The organism is Cryobacterium sp. N21 (assembly GCF_002929575.1).
GTDB classification, from domain to species: domain Bacteria; phylum Actinomycetota; class Actinomycetes; order Actinomycetales; family Microbacteriaceae; genus Cryobacterium; species Cryobacterium flavum.
The window spans coordinates 430,360-452,402 of record NZ_PJJQ01000036.1 but is presented as its reverse complement, the minus strand read 5'-3'; the positions used below and the strand labels follow the sequence as shown (position 1 = coordinate 452,402).

Genomic DNA, 22,043 nt, shown 5'->3' with positions numbered 1-22,043 from the left:
ATGAGAGGCTGGTCAGCGATGTTTGCGAACAGATTGGGCTTCATCCGCACGCATTCCGTTCCCTGTTCCCTACCGATGATGTGCTGTTGGATGCGGTGAATGATCTCCTCGTTGAGGAGTGTGCGCAACGACTTCGAGGTGGGGTTTCAGCGTTCACCCCGAAAGGTGTTGGTGTGATTCTCGACACCTGGGAGCGATCCTTTGAAGCTTGGCTTCTCGACGGGTATACCGAGTCGAACTTCTCCGAGTCCCCCTATATTGCCAGAACACTGCCTGCGCTGCTAGAGCAGGTCAGCGAAAGGCGGTCGTAGTCGAGTAAAACCGCGAGGTGGCAACGATGATGCCTGTCCAGATCGGAAGCGTGCATTTATCGCGCCCAGCCATGCGCTCGCTACTTTCCGGTGGCAGCGGGCCCGTGACCCTCCGGTGGATTGCTTGACTCCAGAATCGCACTCTTGCGCCGTCCCCAGCGGATGAAAAGCCCCAGAGCCACGACGATCCCAACCACAACGAGAACCTGGACCACCACCCAGAAGATCCACCAAAAAAGAGCACTGAATTCCATTTCGACCACCCCTCGATTCGCGGACACCTGAGCGCCCTACCCAGCGCGACCCTAGGCCCGGGTTGTCGTTCGAGGCAGTACGCCGTCGAGTGCCTGGCCAGGAGAGAGCATCCCGAGCATCTCGTTTGACGGACCTCCTACGGGAATGGCCCCGCGAAGACGGGGCTTAGCGGCCCGCGTTGACAAGAAAGTCGCGTTTGCCCCGTCCATTAGAATCCCGCCTGGCTCTTACGCAACAACCATTCCAAGCTGACGAGATCTTGGACACCCGGTATCTCTGCGTAACGTTGGACCATGAGTGGCTCGCGCAGACGCACCAATCAACGTAGTGAGCCACGCCGCCGGGGAGGGTACAGTTTTGCTGCGGTGGTCCTCTCCCCCGCGATTCATCCGTGATTCGAGTGCAGGCAAACCCCTTCGTCTACGATCCGTGGGTGCTCTACCAACAGGGGATGATCACCGCGCCGAACATCGTGCTGGCCGGCATCGTCGGCTCCGGAAAATCATCACTGGCGAAGTCGCTCTACACGCGCTCACTCCCCTTCGGCCGCCGCGTGTACGTGCCGGGCGATCCGAAGGGCGAGCACACCGCCGTGGCCGAGGCCGTCGGTGGCAAGGCGATCATCCTCGGCCACGGACTGCGCAACCGGCTGAACCCGCTCGACGAAGGCCACCGGGCAGCATCCGTTTCGGATGCTGAGTGGTCGGCGCAGCTGGCCGCCCGGCGTCGCGACCTGATCGGAGCCCTCGCCGAGACCGTGCTCGATCGACCGCTCAGCCCGCTCGAGCACACCGCGATCGACCTCGCTCTGGCCGATGCCGTTCGCAGCGCCGAGGTACCGATCCTGCCGATGGTGGTCGATCGCATCCTCTCCCCCAATCCCGAGGACGACGAGGGCCGCCTCGCCGCCGACGGACGCCTCGTCGGGCACGCGCTGCGCCGGTTGGTCGCTGGCGACCTGGCCGGGCTCTTCGACGGACCCTCCACCGTGCGTTTCGACCCGTCGCTGCCGATGGTCTCGCTCGACCTGTCACGGGTCGCTGAGAACTCGACCCTTATTTCCGTGCTTATGACGTGCTCATCGGCATGGATGGAATCCGCCCTCGCCGATCCGGCGGGCGGCCAGCGCTGGGTCATCTACGACGAGGCCTGGCGGCTCATGGCGTATCCGGCCCTGCTGCGCCGAATGGATGCCCAATGGCGGCTCGCCCGCCACTTCGGCATCGCCAACATGCTGATCTTCCACAAGCTCAGCGACCTCGACAACGTCGGCGACTCCGGATCCGCCATGCGCGCGCTCGCGTCGTCACTGCTGGCCAACGCGGAAACACGCATCGTGTACCGGCAGGAACCGGACCAGCTCGGATCCACGGTGAGCGCGCTCGGCTTGAGCCGGACCGAGCAGAAACTGTTGCCCGCACTCGGCACCGGGCAGGGGCTGTGGCGGGTGAAAGATCGCAGCTTTGTGGTTCAGCATCAGCTGCATCCTGATGAGCTCGCGGCGTTTGATACCACGGCCCGGATGACGTCTGGGCAATAGCTGCGCACTTTGTAGTGATTGAAGAAACCTGGTCATGGAACGAGAGACGCGAATGATGCTCGCCGGACTACCCGTCCCCGCGCCGTGTGCGCCTCCTTTTCCTCCGGCCTCCGCTCCCACCCCTACGCGACGCCTCAGCCATCTGAATTGATAAGCGGATGACCACTCAAAGACCTCAGTCCGACCTCGGTGATGAGCTGACCAACCTCGGTATTGGACTCCTGATCGGTGCGGCAGTGTTGTCCCTGCTACTTCGTGGCTCGGGTGCTGTCGCGGCCTGGGCAACTGGGACCGCGCAGCCCACCGGCGGAGCGGAGACCGGGCTCGCCGTGCTCCTCGACCCAGGCAACCCGGCCGCAGCGCTGCGGGCATCGAATCTGAACCCGGTCGCATACTGGGTGACGACGATTTTGCTGGTGGGGCTGGCATCCGCCTTGGCGTTTGCGTTGTGGCATATGTTCAGGGGCGTCACGACGAAGGCCGACCCGTACCGCATCGCGGGCATAGCGACCCGGGCCGAGGTCGCGCGTGCCGCGTCGCATTCGGCCATCATGAAACGTGCGGTGCACCTTCGACCGTCGCTCGCGAAGGCCAGCCCGAGCGATGTCGGTTACCGGATCGGGCGATCGCGCAATACTGCGGTGTGGGCGAGCGTCGAGGACTCGATCCTGGTCATCGGCCCACCGCGTTCCGGGAAGGGGGCGCATATCGTGATCAATGCCATTCTCGACGCTCCTGGTCCGGTGGTGACTACCTCCACCCGCCCAGACAATCTCACGACCACGCTACGTGCGCGGCAACGGATGGGACCCGTTGCGGTATTTGATCCGCAGCAGTTGGCCGCGGGCGTGCCGGTAGGGCTGCGGTGGTCGCCGATTCGGGGCTGCGAGGATCCGCTCACGGCGATGATCCGCGCGGCCGGGCTCGCCGCAGGGACCGGACTGGCCGCGGGTGGTGTCGACGGCGGCGGATTCTGGGAAGCCAAGACCCGCACGGCCCTGCAGTCGATGCTGCACACGGCCGCGCTCGACCACTGCTCGCCAGCTGACCTCTTTCGGTGGACCCTCGACCCGGCCGCCGCCCACGATGCAGTCTCCATACTGTTGAGCACGCCGGGCGCGGCCACCGGCTGGGGCGACTCCCTCCGCGCCACGCTCGAAGCCGACCCGCGCACACGCGACTCATCTGGCAGGGAGTCTCTCTTTCACTGGGCGCTTTGGCCGACCCACGCGTATTGGATGCAGTGTCACCGCCGGAGGGCGAGGGCTTCGACCCCGAAGGGTTCCTACGCAGCAACGGGACGCTGTTTCTTCTAGCGACCGGCGCGGGATCGAACAACTCCGCCGCTCTCGTGTCGGCCTTCGTCGAGGACCTCGTCGAGACTGCCCGCCGCCTCGCCGCCCGAAGCGCCGGTGCGCGGCTCGACCCGCCGCTGCTGCTGGCGCTCGATGAGATCGGCAACCTCGCGCCACTCCCCTCGCTCCCCACGCTTATGGCTGAGGGCGGCGGCACCGGCATTACCACCATGCCCGTGCTGCAGTCACTCGCCCAGGCGCGCACGAAGTGGAGCGACAACGCCGCTGGCACAATCTGGGACTCCTCGATCGTCAAGATCGTGCTCGGGGGTGGATCCAATTCTCGGGACCTGCACGATCTCTCGACTTTGATCGGTGACCGCGACGAGCTGACCGACTCGACGACGATCGGCGATCGCGGCTCACGGTCCTCGCAGCGCTCGATCCGACGAGTGCCGATCATGCCGCCCGACACGATCCGCACTCTGCCGTTCGGCACCGGTTTGATAATGCTCCGCGCCGCCCCGCCGATCATCGCGAGCCTGCAGATGTGGACCACCCGCGCCGACGCGAAGGAGCTGCGCACGAACCGTGAGGAAATCGAAGGGTTGATGCGGGCGCCCACTCGGCATGTGCCCGAACCCGAGCAGGTCAACCCTTCTGCGTGAGATTGTGCCCTACAAATCACGGTCGCCCAGGCCCGGTATTAGAAAGAAGATTGGCCCAATTCCGGCGCGGCACGGATATCTTCATTGATAGGTGCGAGCGAGCCTAAATGATTCGTCGCAAATCGTGAGGTAAGTATGTTCTATGAGAGATAACGGCGACCTTGAAACAGCATTAGATGCAGAAGCCCCGACGGACCGGGCAAATATCGCGCTGTTTGGCGCGACTGGTGCAGGGAAATCGACGCTGCTCAACGCAATCTTCGGAGCGCCTATGGCTAAGACGGGCGTCGGCGACCCGGTTACGGTGACCACCGAGCTGTTCGTGAATGAGGCAGGGACTCTTGCAATCTATGACGGTGCCGGTGTCGAGATCGGCGAGAGATCTCCCTTCCGTGACATAGGCCGACGCATCTCCCGTAACCGCAGGGGAGATATTGACGCCGCTATTCACGTCGCCTGGTACTGCGTGAACAGCCAAACCGGTCGACTAGAGAAAGGTCAGCGGCGCATCATTGAGGACGTGGCGGCGCTGGGAATTCCCGTCGTTCTCGTCTTGACCAAAGTAAGCGTCCGCGAAGGAGTCGTCGATCCAGCAGCGGTCGAGCTCGCGGACGCGATCGAAGCGATGGAGCTTCCAATCGTTACAGGTCGACCAATAGCGACCGCCGCTGTGGTGGATAAATTCAACAGCGTGGACCAGTACGGGCTCGACACCCTTCTGGACACCACCTATCGTGTTGTCCCGGCGGCGCAGAAAATCGCACTCGCAGCGGCACAGCGGTTCGATCTCTCGATCAAAGCCCGATACGCGCGGTCCTGGATAGCCGGGGCCGTTGCGTTCGCAGGTGGTGTCGGCGCATCGCCGATCCCGCTCGCGGACGCGGCGCTGCTCGTCCCGGCGCAAGCCGCGATGATGGCCAAGATTGCCTCAATCTACGGCATTCCGAAAGCCAAGGCGGCCAAACTGGTCGGCTCCACGACCGTACTGGCGGCCGCCGGCGGAAAGGTTGCTGCGGCAAACTTGTTCAAGCTCGTGCCGGGCGTTGGTCTAGTTATCTCGGCCGGCGTTGCCGCCACAATTACAGCTGTGCTTGGCGAGAGTTGGCGCATCACAACGGAGCGAATTTTCATAGGCAAGCTCGATCTCGACGATGCCGATCAACTCGCGGACCTCGCGAGGATATTCACGAGAAATGTGAAGAACGGCACTCGAGCACAGGAGACGACGACAGTCCCGTCCGTGTAACCCGTCGCTGGTTGACACGCGCTGGACCGTTCTACGAGGACAGTCCTGCGGCCACGGAAATTGCGAGGCTTCCTGAACAGTCGCCTCACGCAGACGTTCTTGTCGACGGTTGATCGCAGCTTAGCCCGGGGTCAGGACGCAGAACTCATTTCCCTCGGGGTCGGTTAGCACGACTCACGTAGCCGCACACGTTACGACGACAAATAAGCCTCTGACCAAGAGAAGTAAACCCAGAAGGTCTCTCGAAACCCAGTAACCCCAGAGAACCACCGCCATACCGGCATCGGGCTGAACACCCCGGCCGACGTCCACTACGGCCTCGCCGCAGGCAAAGCCCTCGAACGCTCAGGGATCCTCGCTGCGGCCCGCGCTCAGCATCCGAAGCGATTCAGCAAAGCTCGGGACCCCAAGATCCTCACTCTTCACGAGACCGGCTGGATCAACAAACCCGCCGAAGAAGTCGAGGCAAGAACGGGGACGAAACTAGCCGCCTGAACGCAGGCTAGCCTCCGTCACCTTGACAAATTCCGCTGGGGCGCAGCTCCCACGCTTCGCGAAGTGAATGCCGAGAGTGTCTCTTTCGCAGATGCAGACTGGAGGCACGATACCCAGAGGGTTCTCTCGACCGTGCTTGCACCGCACAGCGGACGTCGCGCCTATGCCGACAGGCTCGGGTCGGCGGGCATCCAGCCATCGATTTTGAGCAGGCGTGCAGCATTGGCACCAAAGATGTTCTGCAGATCGCTCGGTGTCATACCCATCTCCCAGCAGATCCTGAGCTGATCGACGAGGTAGCGCCTGGCGAAGCCTCGCGGAAACCACGAGGAGTCCGAGCCGAAGACGATGCGCTCCGAGCCCATAGTTTCATAAAAGCGTCGAAACAGATCGTCGAGGGTGAGCTTGCTCGCCATGTAGCGCACCCACTGGTTCGACCCCGAAGTATCGACGACTACGTTGGGGCATGCCCACATGAGAAACAACACTTCTTGCACATGTTGAATGCCGAAATGCGGGATGACGAACGTAATTTCGGGGTACCGCTTGGCGACAGCCTCGAGCCATGCCGGATTGCTGAACTCATTGTGGGCGATACCGCCTGCCGAGCCGCAGTGCCCGAAGTGAATGACGATCGGAACACCGTTCCGGGCTGCAACCCGCCATACCGCGTCGTCGGTGGAGTCGATGCGCTCAGACATCAGGGGAGCGAAGAGTTTCAAACCGACCAAACCGTGCTCCACAATGGCGGTTTCAAAAGCCTGGGCTGCCCCGGGGGCGTACGGATCTTTCATGGCCGCCATTCCAGTAAATCGATGGGGCGCGTGCGCCACAAGTTCGTGCATTTTGGCGTCTCCGCCAGCGGTCACGAAATTGGCGTGTTCCACCGAGTGCGCACTCAGTTCGGCCACCCAGCGATCAGCCTCAGCCTGCCAACCGTGATCGTGTTCGGCACCCTCGGGGTCTGCAAAATCCCACGAACGTCGCCACCGTGCTGAGGTCGCGGCGGTCGCCGTCGTCACGGCACGCTGCCCAGCGCTATCGCCCTCGCCGCAATCAGAAAACTGTCCTCCCGCCAGGCTTCGGGTGAGTTCATCGTGATTCATGCGAAAGTGCACGTGAAAATCCACCACCGAAAGGCCCTGCACGGTGGGCCGCCCAGACAGCTCGGTGGGTTTCATAACACGCTCCGGTTCACGCAATAGTGGGTTCCAGTTGAATCAGTGCTCGGTCTGTCTCCGTGCTGCCCACTAACTGCGTGGCATAACGAACGGCTTGTCGAAGGGACTGCTGCAGGTCGCTGCCGCCGGCGATGGAGATCAAAAAGGCCGCATTGAACCCGTCGCCGGCACCGGTTGAATCGACCACTGCTGTTGGCAACGCGACCTCTTCAATCCACAGGCCAGCCGGGGTCGCCAATGACGCTCCTCGAGCTCCACATTTGACAGCAACAATTGTGTTCGTCTGTGCTGCAAGTTGCAGGGCCGCCGGCCGCACTTCAGCTTCGCCAGTCAACCCGAGCAATTCATCTTCATTAGGCAGAAACACATCTACGCCGGCCAAGGCCTCAACCACTTCGGCGCATACGTCGTTCGTCCAGCCTTGTGGCGGCCAACCCGTGTCGAGAACGGTTTCGGCACCCCTCGTTCGAGCGCGCTCAAAGAGTGCGGTGACCGCCTGGCCGCGCAGGCCAGGGAGCAGAAAATAGCCGGCGAGAACAACAAAGCGGGCATTGAGTACGTCGGAGGGCACATCGACGGTCGTCATGTTTTTCATTGCGCCCATCGACGAGAGAAAGGCACGATCTTGTCCGACCGACTCGACCGCCACAGTGATCGCGCTGGGTTCCAGATCATCACGAATGAACACAAGCTGCAGGTTGGGGTCACACAACTCTGTTTCGAGCAGGGTGGTCGAAGCATCGTTTCCGACTCGGCTCACCAGGGTGGTTTTCTGGCCCAGACCTGCACAGCGGATGGCGAGGTTGCCTGCCGACCCGCCCACTCGCATGGTGATGCTCGGCACGATACGTTCCGTACCCGGCGCGGGAAGGTCGCGTGTATCTGCGACCATGATGTCGAGGTTGGTGTTACCGATCACGGCAAAACGTGAGTTCACCACGTGTCTGATCTGACGGCGGCCTGCACCAAGTCGAGAAGTCTCCGGCGTGCGGCGTCAATGTGGGTTCGGCGCTCGGCGCTCTCGGCAGAGGCGGAAGCGGCGCGAAGCGATGACTCCTTTGCGGTCGCCATAACCGCCTCACGGCCGGGGCCCCCAAGCTGGGAACGGTTCAACACGGAATTGGGGTTGACACCCGCTTTCAGGGTGAGGTCGACTAGGGCGTCGGTAACGGGGATGTTGGCCCGCTCAAATGCCGCCGTCACGTCAGTGGTCGTCCACGTAATGGGGTCGGCGGCCGCTACAAGGTCCCCCACAACGTGGTGAGCGCTACGCCACGCAATACCCTCAGCGGCGAGAGCCTCGGCAACCGCGGTCGTTGTTGCGCCCGACTTAACGATTTGTTCGGCACTTGGCAGTTCCAGCACGCGAAAGCTTTCGAAGAGCCCGTCTACCAAACGAACAAAGCGAACCACGCGTTCTCCGGACCGCCAGAGGTGCTTCTGCACATCTGTGGTGGCATTGTTGGAGTCTTCGTACCAGGAGGAACCGATATTGGCATAGGTCGCGGCCATATCGGCCGCAGTCGCCCCAGCCATTGACACGAGATGTTCGAGCACCACCGGGTTCTTTTTCTGCGGCATAATCGATGACCCTTGCGTGAACGCGGTGGGTGTTTCCACCCAACGAAACGTCATCCACTCCAGAAGTACGCGCGCCCAGCGTGCTCCGGTAGCAGTGACGCGACCGTGCACGGCGGCCAGACGCATAAAGTGTTCCGCGCCGGCGACGGCCTCATAGCTCGAGGTGAATGACCGGTCGAATCCGAGAAGTTCACCCACCAGTGCAGAATCAATGTTGAGGTCGGTTCCAGCGAAAGCTGCGGAACCCAGCGGTGAAATGTTCAGTTCGTCGTACACACTCAGCATCTCGTCGGCCTGGCTCAGCAGGGCTTCAGAGAGGCCGGCCAGAACGTGCCCAATCGTCGTGGGCTGCGCTGGGCGGCGGTGGGTGAAGCCAATGATCACGGCGTCCGCGGTGTCAGCTGCGAGTCGGGCGGCATCCGCTGCGGTCTGCACGACGAGATCAATCTGGTCGAGTAGTTGACGGCGCAGGACCATGCGAAAGGCACCCGCATCGAGGTCGTTACGACTGCGGGCGAGCTGCACATCAAGCTCGGCTGTTGAGATGTCGCAGGCGATGGCTAGCTGCTGCTCGAAGTAATAGTAGGGGTCCTCAACGCTGCCGTCGAAGACGAACTCCTGCGTTTCGGTCGTGGTTTGCTTCCACAGTTCGAGAAGCCCGGTAAGAAGCTGCACCCCCCGCTCCTTTGGTAAGACGCCCTGCCGCGACAGCATGAACACGTGGGCGAGGCTCGCTTCCACCATGGGTGGATAAATGAATTGCGCCGATTCCATAAATGCATCACGCAAGTGGTTGTCCCAGTAGATCGACAGGTCGGCGTTATCTTTGAGGGCAGTTCGGTGAGTAGTAGTCATGTCAGTCATGAGCTTTCTGTGTCGTCATACGTGTTGAGGGGTATCAACTGCTACGTATTCATTACGGGAAGTGGAAGCGCTGTTCTGGTCGCCACTTTCTGTCGCAGACCGCGTTGGCCGCGTGGTTTCTCCAGTCGCTGGGCGATGATCAATACGATCACGATAAGTACCATTTGCAGCGTTCCGTAGGCGGCCGCAGTACCAAACTCATTGGAGTAGATGCGGTTGTAAATCTCGACCGAGACGGGTGCAAATCGTGCGGGGTAGATCACAACGGATGCAACATACTCGCCAAAACCCTGAATGAACGCCATCAGGGCGCCAGCCAGAATTCCGCGAGACATGAGCGGCACGGTGATTGTGCGAATAGCGCGCAGGGTATCGGCGCCAAGGTTGCGGGCGGCCTCCTCAAGCGATGGATCAATTTGGGCCAGGGCGGCGTTGGCCGATCGAAACACCAGCGGGAGAAAGCGCACGAAGTAGGCGACCGGCAAGATCCACAGCGAACCGATGAGCACCTGCCCGAGGTTAAACGGGGTGGGGCTGGCGAAGGCGGTCACCAGGTTCACGCCAATAACCGTGCCGGGCAGCGCCCAGGGAATCATCACCATCACATCGAGCAGGCCCTTGCCCGGCCCGCTCCAGCGGGTGACGACGAAGGCGGCAAGAACCCCCACCAACACGCAGCCCACCATTCCCAACAGCGCCATCTGGGTGCTGACCAAAATGGGATGCAGTGACTCGGGGTCGGCAAAAATTTTGGCAAAGTTACCGAGCGTGTACTCCGGCGGCAAAATTTGGATGGTCCAGCTGCCGTCTACTGTAAAGGCCAGCAGGGCGATGGTGGCGGCCGGGGCCATGAGGATGACCACGATAATCAGCGAGCCGATGGCGGCCACCGACCGCGGGATAAAGCCTTGAATAAGGGTCAGCGACTGCGGGGTGCCCTTGGAAAGGCTGCGGTACACGCGACGGTTTTGGTACCAGCGCATAATGAGCAAAAACAAGATGGAGACGACCGACAGCACCACCGATTGTGCTGCGGCGGTGGAGTAGGCACCACTCGTGCGGGAGGCGACGATTTGCATGGTGAGCGTTTGCACGTTGTAAAACTGGGGCGCGGTAAAGGAGGCCATCGACACCATAAATGTGAGCAGCGCGCCCGAGACCAGCGCCGGTGTGAGCATGGGTAAAATAACGGTTCGCCACATGCGAATGCGGGAGGCGCCGAGGTTGAGGGAGGCTTCTTCCAGCGAGGCATCGGAGCCGCTCAACGCCGATGACACGGCCAGATAGAAGTAGGGATACATGGTGAGGCTGTGCACCAAAATCACGCCGGCTACACCGTTGGCCGAGACGGCTGCGGCATCCGCTCCAAAATAGGCGGCAAGAAAGCGCGGAATGATGCCGCTTTCGGCGTAGAGAAAGTAGAAAGACACTGCGCCAATTAGTGGCGGCAACGCCATGGGCAGCAGGGCGAAGATGCGTAGCACCTGGCGGCCCGGAAAGTCGAACCGGGTGAGCAGTACGGCCAGTCCAGTGCCAATAACGCAGGTGGTGAACACGGAGACCAGAGAGATGCCCACCGAGAGGCCGAGCGCTTTGCCCGAGCTGCCGCTAATAAAGCCGCCGTAGGCTTCGCCGCCGCCCTCGGCGCTGGTTATGGCTGTGGCCAGCATGGGAAAGACAATGTATACGAGCAGAACCAGAATGAGTGGTATTGAGATCCAGTACACAAACCGGTCTGAGGAGGTGAGCCCCGAGCGGCGCTGGGAGAGGCGCTGCATCAGCGTCATGGGTGCACCATCCACACCAGGCCCTGGGCCGGTGCCATCGCTACTTTATCTCCCGGGTCGGCGCGGTTGAGGGCGCCGGGCACCGAGACCACCAGAGTCTGACCGTGCCAGTCCACTTCGTAAATATTTACAGCACCAGTGAACTCGGCGGTGAGTACGCGCCCGGTGAGCTCATGGCTCCCCACAGTTACCGGGTTCACGGTGAGGCTGATGGCTTCAGGCCGCAGGGACACGGCGGTGGTCATACCTACCGTGGCGCTGGCTGAGGCCGTATCGGCCACAATGGGCGCCTTGAGTATGGTGCCGTCGCCGAGGCGAACCACTACTGTGTCGCTTTCAATCGCCACGACCTCACTCGTGAAGACGTTGGAGCGGCCAATGAACCGGGCCACAAAGGCCGTGGCGGGGCGATGGTACACGTCTCGTGGGCTGGCAACCTGGTGAACTTCGCCGGCCTCAAGCACAGCAATGCGGTCGCTCATTGACATCGCTTCGGCTTGATCGTGAGTAACGTACAGGCAGGTAATTCCGGCCTCTTTCTGCGTGGCACGAATCTCAGTGCGGGTTTCTTCGCGCAGTTTGGCGTCGAGGTTAGAGAGGGGTTCGTCGAGCAATAACACCGAGGGGCGAATAACAAGCGCCCGGGCCAGGGCCACGCGCTGCTGTTGGCCCCCTGAGAGCATGTCGATACGGCGGTCACCGTAACCGTCGAGGCCTACCTGGCTGAGCGCTGTGTCAATGCGAGAGTGTTTTTGGGCCGCGGTCACCTTTCGTGCGTTCAAGCCATACGACACGTTACCGGCCACGGTGAGGTGGGGAAAGAGAGCGTAGTTCTGAAATACCATGCCGGTGTTTCTTCGGTTGGGCGCGGCGTTGGTTACGTCGGTATCGTCAAAAAGGATGCGGCCACCAGTTGGCTGCACAAAACCAGCCACCATACGCAGTGTGGTCGACTTGCCGCAGCCCGAGGGGCCGAGCAGGGTGAAAAGTTCCCCTTCCGCAATGTTTAGGGTGAGTCCGGCAACCGACGGCGCTACCCCGGGGTAGGTCTTGCTGATGTTGTCGAGTAAAACGCGTGTCATTTCGGCTCCGCCGGCGTCGTTGGTGGCAGTGCGATGGGCGAGAGTGTCGCCCAGCGCTATCGGTTGTTAGTTCTGGCCCTTAATGTTGGTGGCCCAGTAGTCAATCCAGGCGGTCTCGTTTTCCGCTACGCGAGACCAGTCCACATCCATTTCCTTCAGGTTGAGGTCGGCCAGCCAGGAGGGCTCGGTGGCCAACTCAATCGAGGGAATCTGAAAGTAGGTTTCCGCCAGCGTGGTCTGGGTGGGTTCACTCAGCAGAAACTCCAGAAAGGCGTCTGCGCCAGCCGATGACGGGCCGTCGGCGATTTTGGCCACGCCGTCTACCAGCATGGGCGCACCCGAGGTGGGAACAACAGCGGTGTATGGGGCGTTTTGCTGTTCAATCTGCAGCATCACATCCTGCAGGTTCCACGCTGTCACCGCTGCTTCTTGGCGAGTGAGGCGCAGGTACAGGTCGGTGGGGTTGGCCGCGTACACCTTGGTGTTGGCGTCGAGGGCGCGCAGCCAGTCGTAGCCGGCCTCGGGGCTGCCGGCCTCATCAAATCTCTGATCGATCATGGCGGAGTAGATGCTGCGCATGGTTCCGCTGGCGGCCACATCGCGAATAGCAATCTGGTCGTTCAGCGCCGGGGCAATGAGATCGTCCCAGTCTTTGGGGGCGTCGGCGGCGCTGAGCATGTCGTGGTTGTACACGATCACCTCGGCAAGTTTCATCTCTCCCACCCAGAGTCCGTCGGCGTCGCGAGACGCCGCGGGTACGGCATCGATCACAGACTGCGGTGCTGCCGAGAGCACCCCGTCGGAGGCCGCCTGCTGCATCTGCTGGCTCGTGCCACCCCACCAGATATCACCCCGCGGGTTGGTCTTTTCGGCTCGAATACGCTCGAGAGCTTCTTGGGCGCCCAGGGTGAGCACCTCAACGTTGCCCTCAAAATCGGGGTTAGCGGCCACAAAATCGGCCACGACCGAGTCGGCCAGGCCCTTGTCACGTGCGGTGTAAATGGTGAGCGTGTTGCCGCCCGCCGAATCACCCGAGTCGTCTTGCGGTGTGGCGCCGAGTCCACAGCCGGTGAGCCCCAGCGTAAGGGCAACACCACCGGCAAAAATGGCGGTGCGAAGTCGAGGTGAATGCATGATTATCTCCTTTGGTAAACATTCGGTGCAGAAATCAGGTGGTCGGTTAACGCTGGAGTTCTCCGCGAGACGGTGCTGCTGACAGTGCAGAGGACAAAAGATCGGCGGCTTTGGTCAGCACCGTGGCCACGGCGCCGTGCAGCATGGATCGCTCGCCGAGGGTGGCAAATTTTACGTCGGTGGGAGAGGGCACACCGGTGAGAACGCGTTCGATGAGTAGCGTTCGCGCCGGCTCATCAAGGTGAACGGCATCTCCCGAGAAGATCACTCGTTGCGGGTTCGTCACGCACACACACACCACGGCGGCGTAGGCCCAGGCGCTGACTGCCTCGTGCAACAGGGCGACGGCGGGCGCGTCGGTGCGCGAGCAGAGGTCGGCTATAGGGTTGCCGGGGTCGAGGGCATGTCCGCGCTCACGCGCTTGCAGTTCTATTCCACCGGTGCTCCACCGGGCCTCGAACTCGCCGCGTTCGCTGCGGTGTGCCGATCCGGGGCCGTAGGGCAGAAAACCAATTTCTCCCGCCGAACGTGAGGAGCCATCGAGTACGCGAGCGCCAATAACTATCGTTGCGCCAATACCTTCCTCAATATGGATGACCGTCAGGTCGTCTACGCCATTGCCGGCGCCAGCCTGGCGCTCGCCGAGGGCAATGAGGTTTACGTCGTTTTCCACCGTCACCGGCAGGAGCACCAGCTCGGCGATCGCATCGGCGAGAACAACGTGGGAAACCGCGCCGAAGGCAGGTGCCAGCGTGGCTGAGCCGTCTCGCCCCACCACACCGGGGAGGGCGAGCACCACGCGCGAGGGTGGGAGCTTGGCCCGTGCGGTGAGTTCGGCGATGGCCGCCGTGGCGTCAATCAGCGGCTGCTCCGCATTAAAATCGCGTTCTACGCTGTCGATGAGGGTGGCATTGAGGTCGACGAGCTGGGCCCACACCCGGTTGGCGCGCACGCCCACCACGGCAATGGTGATGGAGGTGCGGTCAAATTCAATGAGGGTGCGCGGGCGACCGCCGTTGGACTCAACCTGGCCCACAACGCGCACAAAGCCGGCCGCTGAGAGGTCGTGAATAATGCCGGTGACCGTTGAGGGGCTGTAGCCGGTCAGTGCTGCTAGTTCGGTGCGTGCCAGGGGGCCTTTCGCCAGCAGGGTGGCAAAGATGGCTTCTACCCGAATCTGGCGGAGGGCGTCGCGGCCAGACGGGGCGGGAGCCTGCAGCAGAAACGACATACTTACTTTTTACAGTGAATAAAGTAAGTATGCAAGGATTTTTGCATAAATGGTGGTGTGCTGGGTGCACCTCCCAGTGAGCGCGGACCACCGAGGTCCACCCAACAGGAGGTCAAGTCCCATGGCACTTCACACCCAGCAATCGCTGTCCGGGTTCATCGCTTCAGATCCGCAGCAATCCCTGACCGAAAACGGCGACACCCGCTTCTACGCGCGCATCGGCCAGCCTTACTTCCTCCGCGAAGACAACGGCAACTTCACCGCGCTTGAGCCGACCTTCCACGACCTCGTCGCCTACCGTGCCACCGCCGATCGGGCGCTCACCCTTTTTGCTAAGGGTGACAGCTTCGTCGCCGAAGGCTACGTGCGCACCTTTCAAGTCCTGCGCGACGGTGACGCCATCCTGCGCGAAGAGTTCGTCGCCAAGAAGATCGGCCATGACCTCGCGCGCACTAACTATCAGGTGGACCGAGCTCATCGCTATGCTTCGGACAGCGCACAGGCCGCGCACACGGCACTCGTCCACGAGACAGAAGCGGCTCACGCCGGATCAGGGCGGTGAAGCAGCAATGGTACGGTCCCTGGTGGAGTGGGCATCCGGTGATCACGACGACGCTTTCGGAGCGAACTCGTTGGACGACCTCGACGGCCCTCTCACGGCCGAGCCGCCGCATCCAATCAATTGGAACCTGCTCAGCGCCGACGACGCCGAAGCCGAATGGATCGAACTCAACCGCTGGGTGAACTGGCTGCGACGCACCTACGGCCTGCCAGCATCCGTCGTACCACCGTTCTGGCATCGACACCCCGAACTCGTCTGGGAACTCAGCGCGCTCCACCTGCACTGGCTCGGCGCCTACGACCCGACCAGCACGGCTCCGCCCCGTTCGGCTGGCATCGCGACTTCGCTGATGCCCGCCAGCGGCTCCGCGACTGGGTCGCAATCTCGGGCACGCGGCTGGAGCGCGACCGGCCGACTCGGCAGACCGCTTGGCCGGGCGAACCGCCGGTCGGCACGGTCGAAGACCTGGTCATCGGCGACCGCAACGAGGACTTCGTGCAGTTCGTCGTCGACGACGTCGCCAAGCGGCGTAAGGCCGAGGCCAGCTTTTATGCCCCCGTTGATTCCGGCTGACTTAAAGAGCTCCGACCGGCGCAGGCAGAATCGTCCACGGATGCTGTCGTCTGAAAAGCAGGGACGGCGTTTAGGAGGCGCACGGAGCCTACATCGGCGCGAACGACTCGCAGCACAATTGCGAGGATGCTAAGGAGCCGCCACCCATCTGAGCATGGCGGCTCCGTCTGTCGAATCAGCCTGCGAACAGGGCTGTAATGGCCGGCACAGTCAGCACCGCAACGTAGTAGCCCATGAACTGCACGCCCGTGTGCATACTGAAAATTTTGTTCAGCAATCCACCAACGAGACCAATGGTGATCGCAACGAACAACGCAATAATCCCGCCTTCGTAGAGGCAGATCACAGCGATGAGCCCAGCGAAGGCTCCGATGATCGCTTCGTGCGAAACCTTCCGCATGATCCACGATGCCGCGCGGTGCGCTTGCGTCATCGCGAACGGATATGTAACGACTAGTCCGATGAGAACTGCTGCTAAACCAATGACCAGGAACTGCCACGGGTCCAGCATGTCGTGCAGGTTGTTCGTCGCACCGGTCTCGGCGTTGAGGGTGAAAACCGGTGGTGCATTGAACAACGGGTTTGCCGGTCCTGCAGCCATCGGTGACAGCGGAAGGCCGATCGCAATGAGCGGGATGAGGGTTTCGGCAATGTAGGTCGACTCTGTCGTTCCGTTCTTCACTGCCATCATGGTCGTGAGGCGCTGGTAGCCATTCTTGATCCGACGGCCAAACAGCTCACCCATCATCACGGTCATCGCTACGGGCGAGAACACGAACGTCGCGCTTGAAACTACGGCGGCTCCGGCAGTACTGCCCAGCTGGGCGCGATCCAGAACTCGCAACGGATTGGGCATCCGTCCCTTCCAGGTGCGCACATCCGCTGCCAGCTCAAATGTACGCGGCGCGTCCCGCTTGAGCGTCGCGCGACCGGCGGGGCTCGCTGCGAGAAAAAGGTCTGCGATCAGGGGCCCGATGGCAATGCCCAGGAAGAAGCTGATCGACAGCCCCTTGCCGAGCGCGTCGATCGCAAAGTTCTGCAAACCGACCACGATGAGAACAAAAGGGAGAAGGGCGATCAGTGCTGCCCAACGGCCCTTCGACAGTACAGCGATGAGCCCGGCGGCCGCGAAGAACAGCCAAGGAGCAACGGCACCGATCTGACCCGAGAACGGCGTGATCACCCAGGCGAAGAAGACGGCCATCGGGACTGCGATGACGGCTGCTACCGCGCCGCCGGAAATCGCTTTGCGCAGTGCGATGTGCGGAACTCCGAGTTCACGGAGCATTTGCGCATCGCGCAGCAGTGGCGCCGCCATGGTGTCGCCTGGTATGCCGAGGAGCGTGGTTGGAATCGCATGCGTGATGTGCTTTGCCGAGATCGCCGCCATGAAGAAGGCGAAGACACCTTCCGGTGGGACGCCAACGAGAATGACCAGGAGGGTCAGTGGCGCGATGGTCGCCGTTTCATCGGTGCCGGAAACCAGTCCGAGGAGGCCGAAGACAACCGCACCAATGACCGCCATGCCGAGCGCCCAGAGCGCAGGTTCAAGAAAGCTCTCCATTACTGAGCCTCGACTTTGGTTGCATTGCGCTGGTTCTTCTCGTGCTGGGCGCGGAGGTCCTCATACAGACCGAGCTCCTTCACCTCAGCCAAGGCCGACGGTGAAAGCTCGTCGGGATTGCCGAGCAAACCCATCTCCTCTTCGATTGCGTCCATCGCCGCCTCGCGGGACCCCGTGTGAGCTGTGCCGATCTGAATGATGCGCTTGGGTTTGAACAGACGAGCTGCGACCACGGCTGCGAGCACGCAGGCGCCGAGCCCGGCGACGAGGGCGTAGGAGTGCGCAAGTACGTCACCTCCGGTCAAGACATCGAATCCCCAGTCCGCCAGGAGGTAGATGGGGACGGCAATGCCGATACCCAGACCGATGGAGCCGACCAAATGTCGGCTGTCCACTGTGTCCCCCCACACCTCCAAATAGTGTTGTGCCATTGCTAAGGTTCCTTTCGTTATCGCGTCAGCGCCATTGCGACTCGAGACGTTGTGGGCTTTGCGAGAGCATGTGACAACCATGCGCTCGTCTCAGTTAGTGCATCGAGATCGATGCCCGACCGGATGCCGAGCCCGTTCAGCATCCAGACAAGATCGTCAGTTGCGAGATTTCCGGTCGCGGACTTTGCGAAGGGGCATCCACCCACGCCGCCCGCAGCGGCGTCAAAGATGCGCACACCTTCCTCAAGTCCCGCATAGACGTTCGCGAGAGCCATGCCGTAGGTGTCATGCAAATGCAAGGCGAGCGAGGACGTTAGTACACCCGCACCAACGAGTGACCTGACGAGATGCTTGACCTGCCCCGGCGTAGCCACACCGATGGTGTCGCCGAGGGAAAGGTCTTCGATACCCCATGATCGCATTGCGACCGCAAGCCGCAGGACATCTTCGACGGGAACAGATCCCTCCCATGGATCTCCGAACACCATGGACAAGTAGCCGCGGACGCGAACGCCGTCGGCCTTTGCCCGCGCGACGACATTCTGGACGGACTGCTCCATCCGCTCGCGTGACGCGCCGAGGTTCCCTTGCGAGAACGACTCGGTAACGCTGAGGAAGACCGCGATGTCAGATGCCCCAGCTTCGCGGGCGAGTTCGTATCCGCGCACGTTGGGCACGAGGACCGGTGTGCGAACGGGCAGATCCTTCACGCGCTCGAAGACCTCTGCCGAATCGGCCATTTGCGGCACGCGATCGGTGCGCACAAAACTACCGACCTCGATGACCGACGCGCCAGCTCGAGCGAGGCGCTGGATGAGCTCAACCTTCGTGTCGACATCGACAAGAGTCTTCTCGGCCTGGAGCCCATCGCGCGGGGCGACTTCCCAGATCTCAACCTCGTCTGTCAGCCCCTCCAGCCGGGAAACTGTTGGCAGGCCTAACTCACGTGCGGTGGTCATTCTGAGGCACGAAGCTCAGCGAGCACCGTGACCGCGATATCGGAGCGAACCGCACGCCGCGCGACCAGAGCAGCAGCGACAGCATCCACTTCCGCACCCACTGCACCGGCGGCGACTGCAACGTTGCGCGCGTGCAGGCCCATGTGACCGCGCTGGATGCCTTCAGCGGCGAGAGCACGAACCGCGGCAACGTTCTGCAACAACCCCACGGCGGTAATGATCTCGGCGAGTTCGCGCGCAGTGGACACTTCTGTCATTGCGACAGCAGCCCGGGCGGCGGGATGCGATTTGGTCGCTCCCCCGACGAGGCCAACCGCCATCGGAAGCTCCAATGTGGCCACGAGGTTTCCATCGGCGTCTTGCTCAAAGCGCGACAAGGCACGATACTGCCCATCGCGTGCAGCGTAGGAGTGAGCTCCGGCCTCAACGGCGCGCGTGTCATTGCCGGTCGCTAGCGCGACGGCGGAGATGCCGTTCATGATCCCCTTGTTATGCGTAGCCGCACGGTACGGGTCGTCGTAGGCAAGATTGGCGCCGGTGACCATGTTCGCCACGACCTCCGATCCGCCGATCTCATAAGGGTGGATGGCTACACGCGCACGGGTAATGCGCAGGTCAGCAAGATTGGTCAAGATGCGCAGTAGCGATCGGCCCCGCGCGATCTCCGCGAGGCGCGGCGCGATGGCCTCGGCCATCGTGTTGACGGCGTTTGCGCCCATGGCGTCGCCGACATTTACGACGAGGTGTACGACGAGGTGGTCGTCAAGAATGCCGTGAATCGTGCGAACGAGGAGGTCTCGCGCACCACCACCCACCTGGACGAGCATGGGATCTTGCTCGTTCGCAAGGGCAAGGATCTCATCCCTCGCCTCGAGAATACGTGCACGCGCACCCTGCGGGTCGGCGATGTCGAGCAGCTGCACCTGGGCTTGCATGAGCGGCTCGGTTGAAGTGGTGACGATGCCGCCGAAACGCCGTGCCATCCGGGCAATGTTTGAAACCGCAGCGACGACGGAGGGCTCCTCCGTGGCCATCGGCACGAGCACGTCGCGGCCGTTGACAATAACGTTGGTCGCCACTCCGACCGGGATCCCGATCTGACCGATGACATTTTCAATCATCCGGTCTGCTTGCTCAATGCTGAGGCCATCGCACGCCAGAGGCGACAAGTCGATATCACCGCCGATCGCCTCGGCGACGGCTGCCCGCCGCTCGTCGACGCTGATATTGCGGAGTCCGCTGAGTCGAGATGTACTAGCCACGTTGCTGTCCTTCCGGGTGACGACTTCGTCACCAATTCAGCAAGCTAACCATCCGGCGAAAACCCCGGCGAGGTCCGTATCAGACATATTTCACCCTTTGCTCATGTCCAATTCATGACTTGCAGCCGTCTTGGCTGCGGCCAATCAGCTTTCTGAGGCCTGCCGGGCAACTTGCCGGGCGCGCTCAATCCGCACGGCCAGCTCCAGTCGGAACCGTGCCTCGGGTCGGTCGGGGTCCTCATCGAGGAGCGCGCGAAGGCGCTGCATCCGCTGCTTAACAGTATTCAGATGGACGTGCAAAGTGCGTGCTGCCGAGGCCAGTGACCAGCGCTCATCGAACAGCACCGCGAGGGTGTCCAGCAAGGCCGAACCGTGCGTACTGTCCCACGCGATTACCGGCGCGAGCATGCTGTCGACGAATGCAGCGATTCGACCGCCGTCGCCTTCAAAAAGAAGACTGTACGGTGCCAGGGTTGCCGCATCGATCACGCCGCTGTTGAGGCCAAGGCCGCGGGCGAGCTGGACCGTCTGCCAAACCGCGGGAGCCGCGACGGCCGCTTCTTCCAACGATGCCCGACCCGATGCAACAACCAACCCCGATCCAGGACCAGCGAAGTCCCCAACCTCTCGCGCCGTCGCCAGCGCTTCGGTTCCTTCAGCCTCCCGCACGGTCAGCCTGGGGGCCAGCACTGTGACGCCGAGGGGAGCCGTTGCCACCAGCCAGTCGGTACGAATACGCAGGCGAGCGAGAAGGCGAGGACGCTCGTCAGGATCGCAAGGAAGGGCCACCATCACCCACGATCGGTCGACCGGGTAACCACGCGCAGCAGCACGACGCAGGCCCGTAACGCGATTTGCCGACCCCTCCAGGACTTCCGTGGCAACCTCGCCTCGCACCCATTCCTCAGCATCGGCGAGGGCGTTACGGCGCAGCATGACGAGCGCAGCCGTGAGTGCCGACCGCTCCACCGTGCGACGTTCAACCGGCGTGAGCGGATGCTCACCTCGCGCAATAAGCATGGATTCCGATCGCGAAGTCGCGGCGATAATAGAGACGACGAGTTCGATCCCCCCGGTTGGTATGACGACGCTGCGCCCGCTTACCGCTGCCTCAGCGGCCGCAGCCCGCAAAATTGGATCAGCGAACGGATCGTTTTCCACAGATCGCAACACTCCCCCATCGGAGACAAGAGTGACGTCACGCCCGAGCGCCTCCGTGAGCGCGCCCACAACGGCTTCCGAATCATGACCATCCACGACGAGTTGCGTTAGCTCTCCGTGCAAGCTCGCAGCCCACTCGGCCTCTCTCTGACGCGATGCGGCTTCAGCCGTGGCATCCGTCGCCTGCCGCAGCAGTTGCGCGAGGTGTAGAACTAGAGCCGCATGTGCAGCGAACGCGGACAGGAGCGCGATCTCGTCAAGTCGAAACGCGTGCGGCGAACGGGTGGCCGCAAAGAGCACGCCCAGAACCTTGCCCTTAACGACCAGAGGCGCACCGAGCAGCCCACGCAGCTGTTCCTCACCGACGACCTCGTCGATCGTGGGGTCGTGCGGCACAGCGGTATGAGTTGAATAGTCTTCAACCCATTGCGGGTGCTGCGTACGTACGGCCAGGCTCGCAACTCCGACGCCTGCGGGCACCACCATTCCAAAGAATCGCGGTGAAATCGTGCCCGTCGCCGCGCGCACATACAACTCGTCTCGGACTGGTTCGTAGACGGAAAGATAGGTGACGTCGACCTTCATAAGCTCGTGAGCGCGGTCGACGATGCGTTGAAGCATGAGGTCGGCGTCGGGGATGGCAAGAAGGTCACGCGTTGACGACATCACACCGCGAAGTTCGGCACTTCGCTGGCGAAGGGCATCGACCCGCAGCGCGAGATCGGTCAATGCAATCGCCGCTTCGCCATCTCCGGCTAAGACGACCCGGATCTCCTCGGGATCGACCGTGGTGCCGTCGACGACGGATCGAATGATTCGAGCGAGCTCAGATGCCATGGGTCTATTCTCGCTGGTGGTGCG

General features: G+C 62.1%; 14 protein-coding genes and 4 pseudogenes. 6 read left to right on the top strand and 12 right to left on the bottom strand.

The window, feature by feature from the left end; translation table 11 throughout:
• Positions 1–978 precede the first annotated feature (978 nt).
• The 4 genes and pseudogenes from CXY77_RS18740 to CXY77_RS20795 all read left to right on the top strand — a co-directional run.
• Positions 979–2,106, top strand: a pseudogene (locus CXY77_RS18740) (ATP-binding protein); the annotation flags it as partial.
• A gap of 158 nt (positions 2,107–2,264) precedes the next feature.
• Positions 2,265–4,069: pseudogene (locus CXY77_RS18735) on the top strand (type IV secretory system conjugative DNA transfer family protein).
• A gap of 142 nt (positions 4,070–4,211) precedes the next feature.
• Positions 4,212–5,315 carry a GTPase gene (locus tag CXY77_RS18730; protein WP_104130713.1) on the top strand — a complete coding sequence of 368 codons (1,104 nt, stop codon included), beginning with the start codon at positions 4,212–4,214 and terminating at the stop codon, positions 5,313–5,315.
• A gap of 267 nt (positions 5,316–5,582) precedes the next feature.
• Positions 5,583–5,810: pseudogene (locus CXY77_RS20795) on the top strand (IS3 family transposase); the annotation flags it as partial.
• Positions 5,811–5,971: 161 nt separating this feature from the next.
• Here the strand turns inward: CXY77_RS20795 and CXY77_RS18725 are convergent.
• The 7 genes from CXY77_RS18725 to CXY77_RS18695 all read right to left on the bottom strand — a co-directional run bounded on the left by CXY77_RS18725 (position 5,972) and on the right by CXY77_RS18695 (position 14,670).
• Positions 5,972–6,991: an amidohydrolase family protein gene (locus CXY77_RS18725; protein ID WP_199181951.1), complete on the bottom strand. Its 1,020-nt coding sequence runs from the start codon at positions 6,989–6,991 to the stop codon at positions 5,972–5,974.
• Between the two features lie 13 nt (positions 6,992–7,004).
• Complete coding sequence (locus CXY77_RS18720) at positions 7,005–7,931, bottom strand: carbohydrate kinase family protein (protein ID WP_104130712.1); 927 nt, start codon at positions 7,929–7,931, stop codon at positions 7,005–7,007.
• Complete coding sequence (locus CXY77_RS18715; protein ID WP_199181950.1) at positions 7,925–9,436, bottom strand: lyase family protein; 1,512 nt, start codon at positions 9,434–9,436, stop codon at positions 7,925–7,927. The genes CXY77_RS18720 and CXY77_RS18715 overlap by 7 nt, the downstream gene beginning before the upstream one ends.
• Before the next feature lie 41 nt (positions 9,437–9,477).
• Positions 9,478–11,223 (bottom strand): iron ABC transporter permease, encoded by a 1,746-nt coding sequence (locus CXY77_RS18710; protein ID WP_104130711.1) that lies wholly within the window; start codon positions 11,221–11,223, stop codon positions 9,478–9,480.
• Complete coding sequence (locus CXY77_RS18705) at positions 11,220–12,305, bottom strand: ABC transporter ATP-binding protein (protein ID WP_104130710.1); 1,086 nt, start codon at positions 12,303–12,305, stop codon at positions 11,220–11,222. The genes CXY77_RS18710 and CXY77_RS18705 overlap by 4 nt, the downstream gene beginning before the upstream one ends.
• Before the next feature lie 66 nt (positions 12,306–12,371).
• Positions 12,372–13,439: an extracellular solute-binding protein gene (locus tag CXY77_RS18700; RefSeq protein ID WP_104130709.1), complete on the bottom strand. Its 1,068-nt coding sequence runs from the start codon at positions 13,437–13,439 to the stop codon at positions 12,372–12,374.
• A 46-nt stretch (positions 13,440–13,485) separates the two neighbouring features.
• Positions 13,486–14,670 (bottom strand): ROK family protein, encoded by a 1,185-nt coding sequence (locus CXY77_RS18695; protein WP_104130708.1) that lies wholly within the window; start codon positions 14,668–14,670, stop codon positions 13,486–13,488.
• 121 nt (positions 14,671–14,791) lie between these two features.
• Here CXY77_RS18695 and CXY77_RS18690 point away from each other — a divergent pair, with 121 nt between their 5' ends.
• The gene (locus CXY77_RS18690) at positions 14,792–15,232 is read left to right on the top strand and encodes a single-stranded DNA-binding protein (RefSeq protein WP_140425583.1); all 441 of its coding nucleotides are present in this window, start codon (positions 14,792–14,794) and stop codon (positions 15,230–15,232) included.
• A 7-nt stretch (positions 15,233–15,239) separates the two neighbouring features.
• Positions 15,240–15,805: pseudogene (locus CXY77_RS18685) on the top strand (hypothetical protein).
• Positions 15,806–15,980: 175 nt separating this feature from the next.
• On the opposite strand, the gene CXY77_RS18680 reads toward CXY77_RS18685, so the two are convergent.
• The 5 genes from CXY77_RS18680 to CXY77_RS18660 form a co-directional block, all read right to left on the bottom strand.
• Positions 15,981–17,369 (bottom strand): tripartite tricarboxylate transporter permease, encoded by a 1,389-nt coding sequence (locus CXY77_RS18680; protein ID WP_104130707.1) that lies wholly within the window; start codon positions 17,367–17,369, stop codon positions 15,981–15,983.
• A complete protein-coding gene (locus tag CXY77_RS18675) occupies positions 17,369–17,800 on the bottom strand; it encodes a hypothetical protein (RefSeq protein ID WP_140425582.1) in 432 nt (143 codons plus the stop codon). The genes CXY77_RS18680 and CXY77_RS18675 overlap by 1 nt, the downstream gene beginning before the upstream one ends.
• A gap of 17 nt (positions 17,801–17,817) precedes the next feature.
• Complete coding sequence (locus CXY77_RS18670) at positions 17,818–18,759, bottom strand: hydroxymethylglutaryl-CoA lyase (RefSeq protein ID WP_104130705.1); 942 nt, start codon at positions 18,757–18,759, stop codon at positions 17,818–17,820.
• Positions 18,756–20,021: a hydroxymethylglutaryl-CoA reductase, degradative gene (locus CXY77_RS18665; RefSeq protein ID WP_104130704.1), complete on the bottom strand. Its 1,266-nt coding sequence runs from the start codon at positions 20,019–20,021 to the stop codon at positions 18,756–18,758. The genes CXY77_RS18670 and CXY77_RS18665 overlap by 4 nt, the downstream gene beginning before the upstream one ends.
• 144 nt (positions 20,022–20,165) lie before the next feature.
• A complete protein-coding gene (locus CXY77_RS18660; RefSeq protein ID WP_104130703.1) occupies positions 20,166–22,019 on the bottom strand; it encodes a helix-turn-helix domain-containing protein in 1,854 nt (617 codons plus the stop codon).
• Positions 22,020–22,043 lie beyond the last annotated feature (24 nt).

Bases quoted from the DNA above. Each gene is read 5' to 3' on its own strand.
- CXY77_RS18730 (WP_104130713.1), top strand. From the start codon at position 4,212: ATGAGAGATAACGGCGACCTTGAAACAGCATTAGATGCAGAAGCCCCG.
- CXY77_RS18725 (WP_199181951.1), bottom strand. From the start codon at position 6,991: ATGAAACCCACCGAGCTGTCTGGGCGGCCCACCGTGCAGGGCCTTTCG.
- CXY77_RS18715 (WP_199181950.1), bottom strand. From the start codon at position 9,436: ATGACTGACATGACTACTACTCACCGAACTGCCCTCAAAGATAACGCC.
- CXY77_RS18710 (WP_104130711.1), bottom strand. From the start codon at position 11,223: ATGACGCTGATGCAGCGCCTCTCCCAGCGCCGCTCGGGGCTCACCTCC.
- CXY77_RS18705 (WP_104130710.1), bottom strand. From the start codon at position 12,305: ATGACACGCGTTTTACTCGACAACATCAGCAAGACCTACCCCGGGGTA.
- CXY77_RS18700 (WP_104130709.1), bottom strand. From the start codon at position 13,439: ATGCATTCACCTCGACTTCGCACCGCCATTTTTGCCGGTGGTGTTGCC.
- CXY77_RS18695 (WP_104130708.1), bottom strand. From the start codon at position 14,670: ATGTCGTTTCTGCTGCAGGCTCCCGCCCCGTCTGGCCGCGACGCCCTC.
- CXY77_RS18690 (WP_140425583.1), top strand. From the start codon at position 14,792: ATGGCACTTCACACCCAGCAATCGCTGTCCGGGTTCATCGCTTCAGAT.
- CXY77_RS18680 (WP_104130707.1), bottom strand. From the start codon at position 17,369: ATGGAGAGCTTTCTTGAACCTGCGCTCTGGGCGCTCGGCATGGCGGTC.
- CXY77_RS18675 (WP_140425582.1), bottom strand. From the start codon at position 17,800: ATGGCACAACACTATTTGGAGGTGTGGGGGGACACAGTGGACAGCCGA.
- CXY77_RS18670 (WP_104130705.1), bottom strand. From the start codon at position 18,759: ATGACCACCGCACGTGAGTTAGGCCTGCCAACAGTTTCCCGGCTGGAG.
- CXY77_RS18660 (WP_104130703.1), bottom strand. From the start codon at position 22,019: ATGGCATCTGAGCTCGCTCGAATCATTCGATCCGTCGTCGACGGCACC.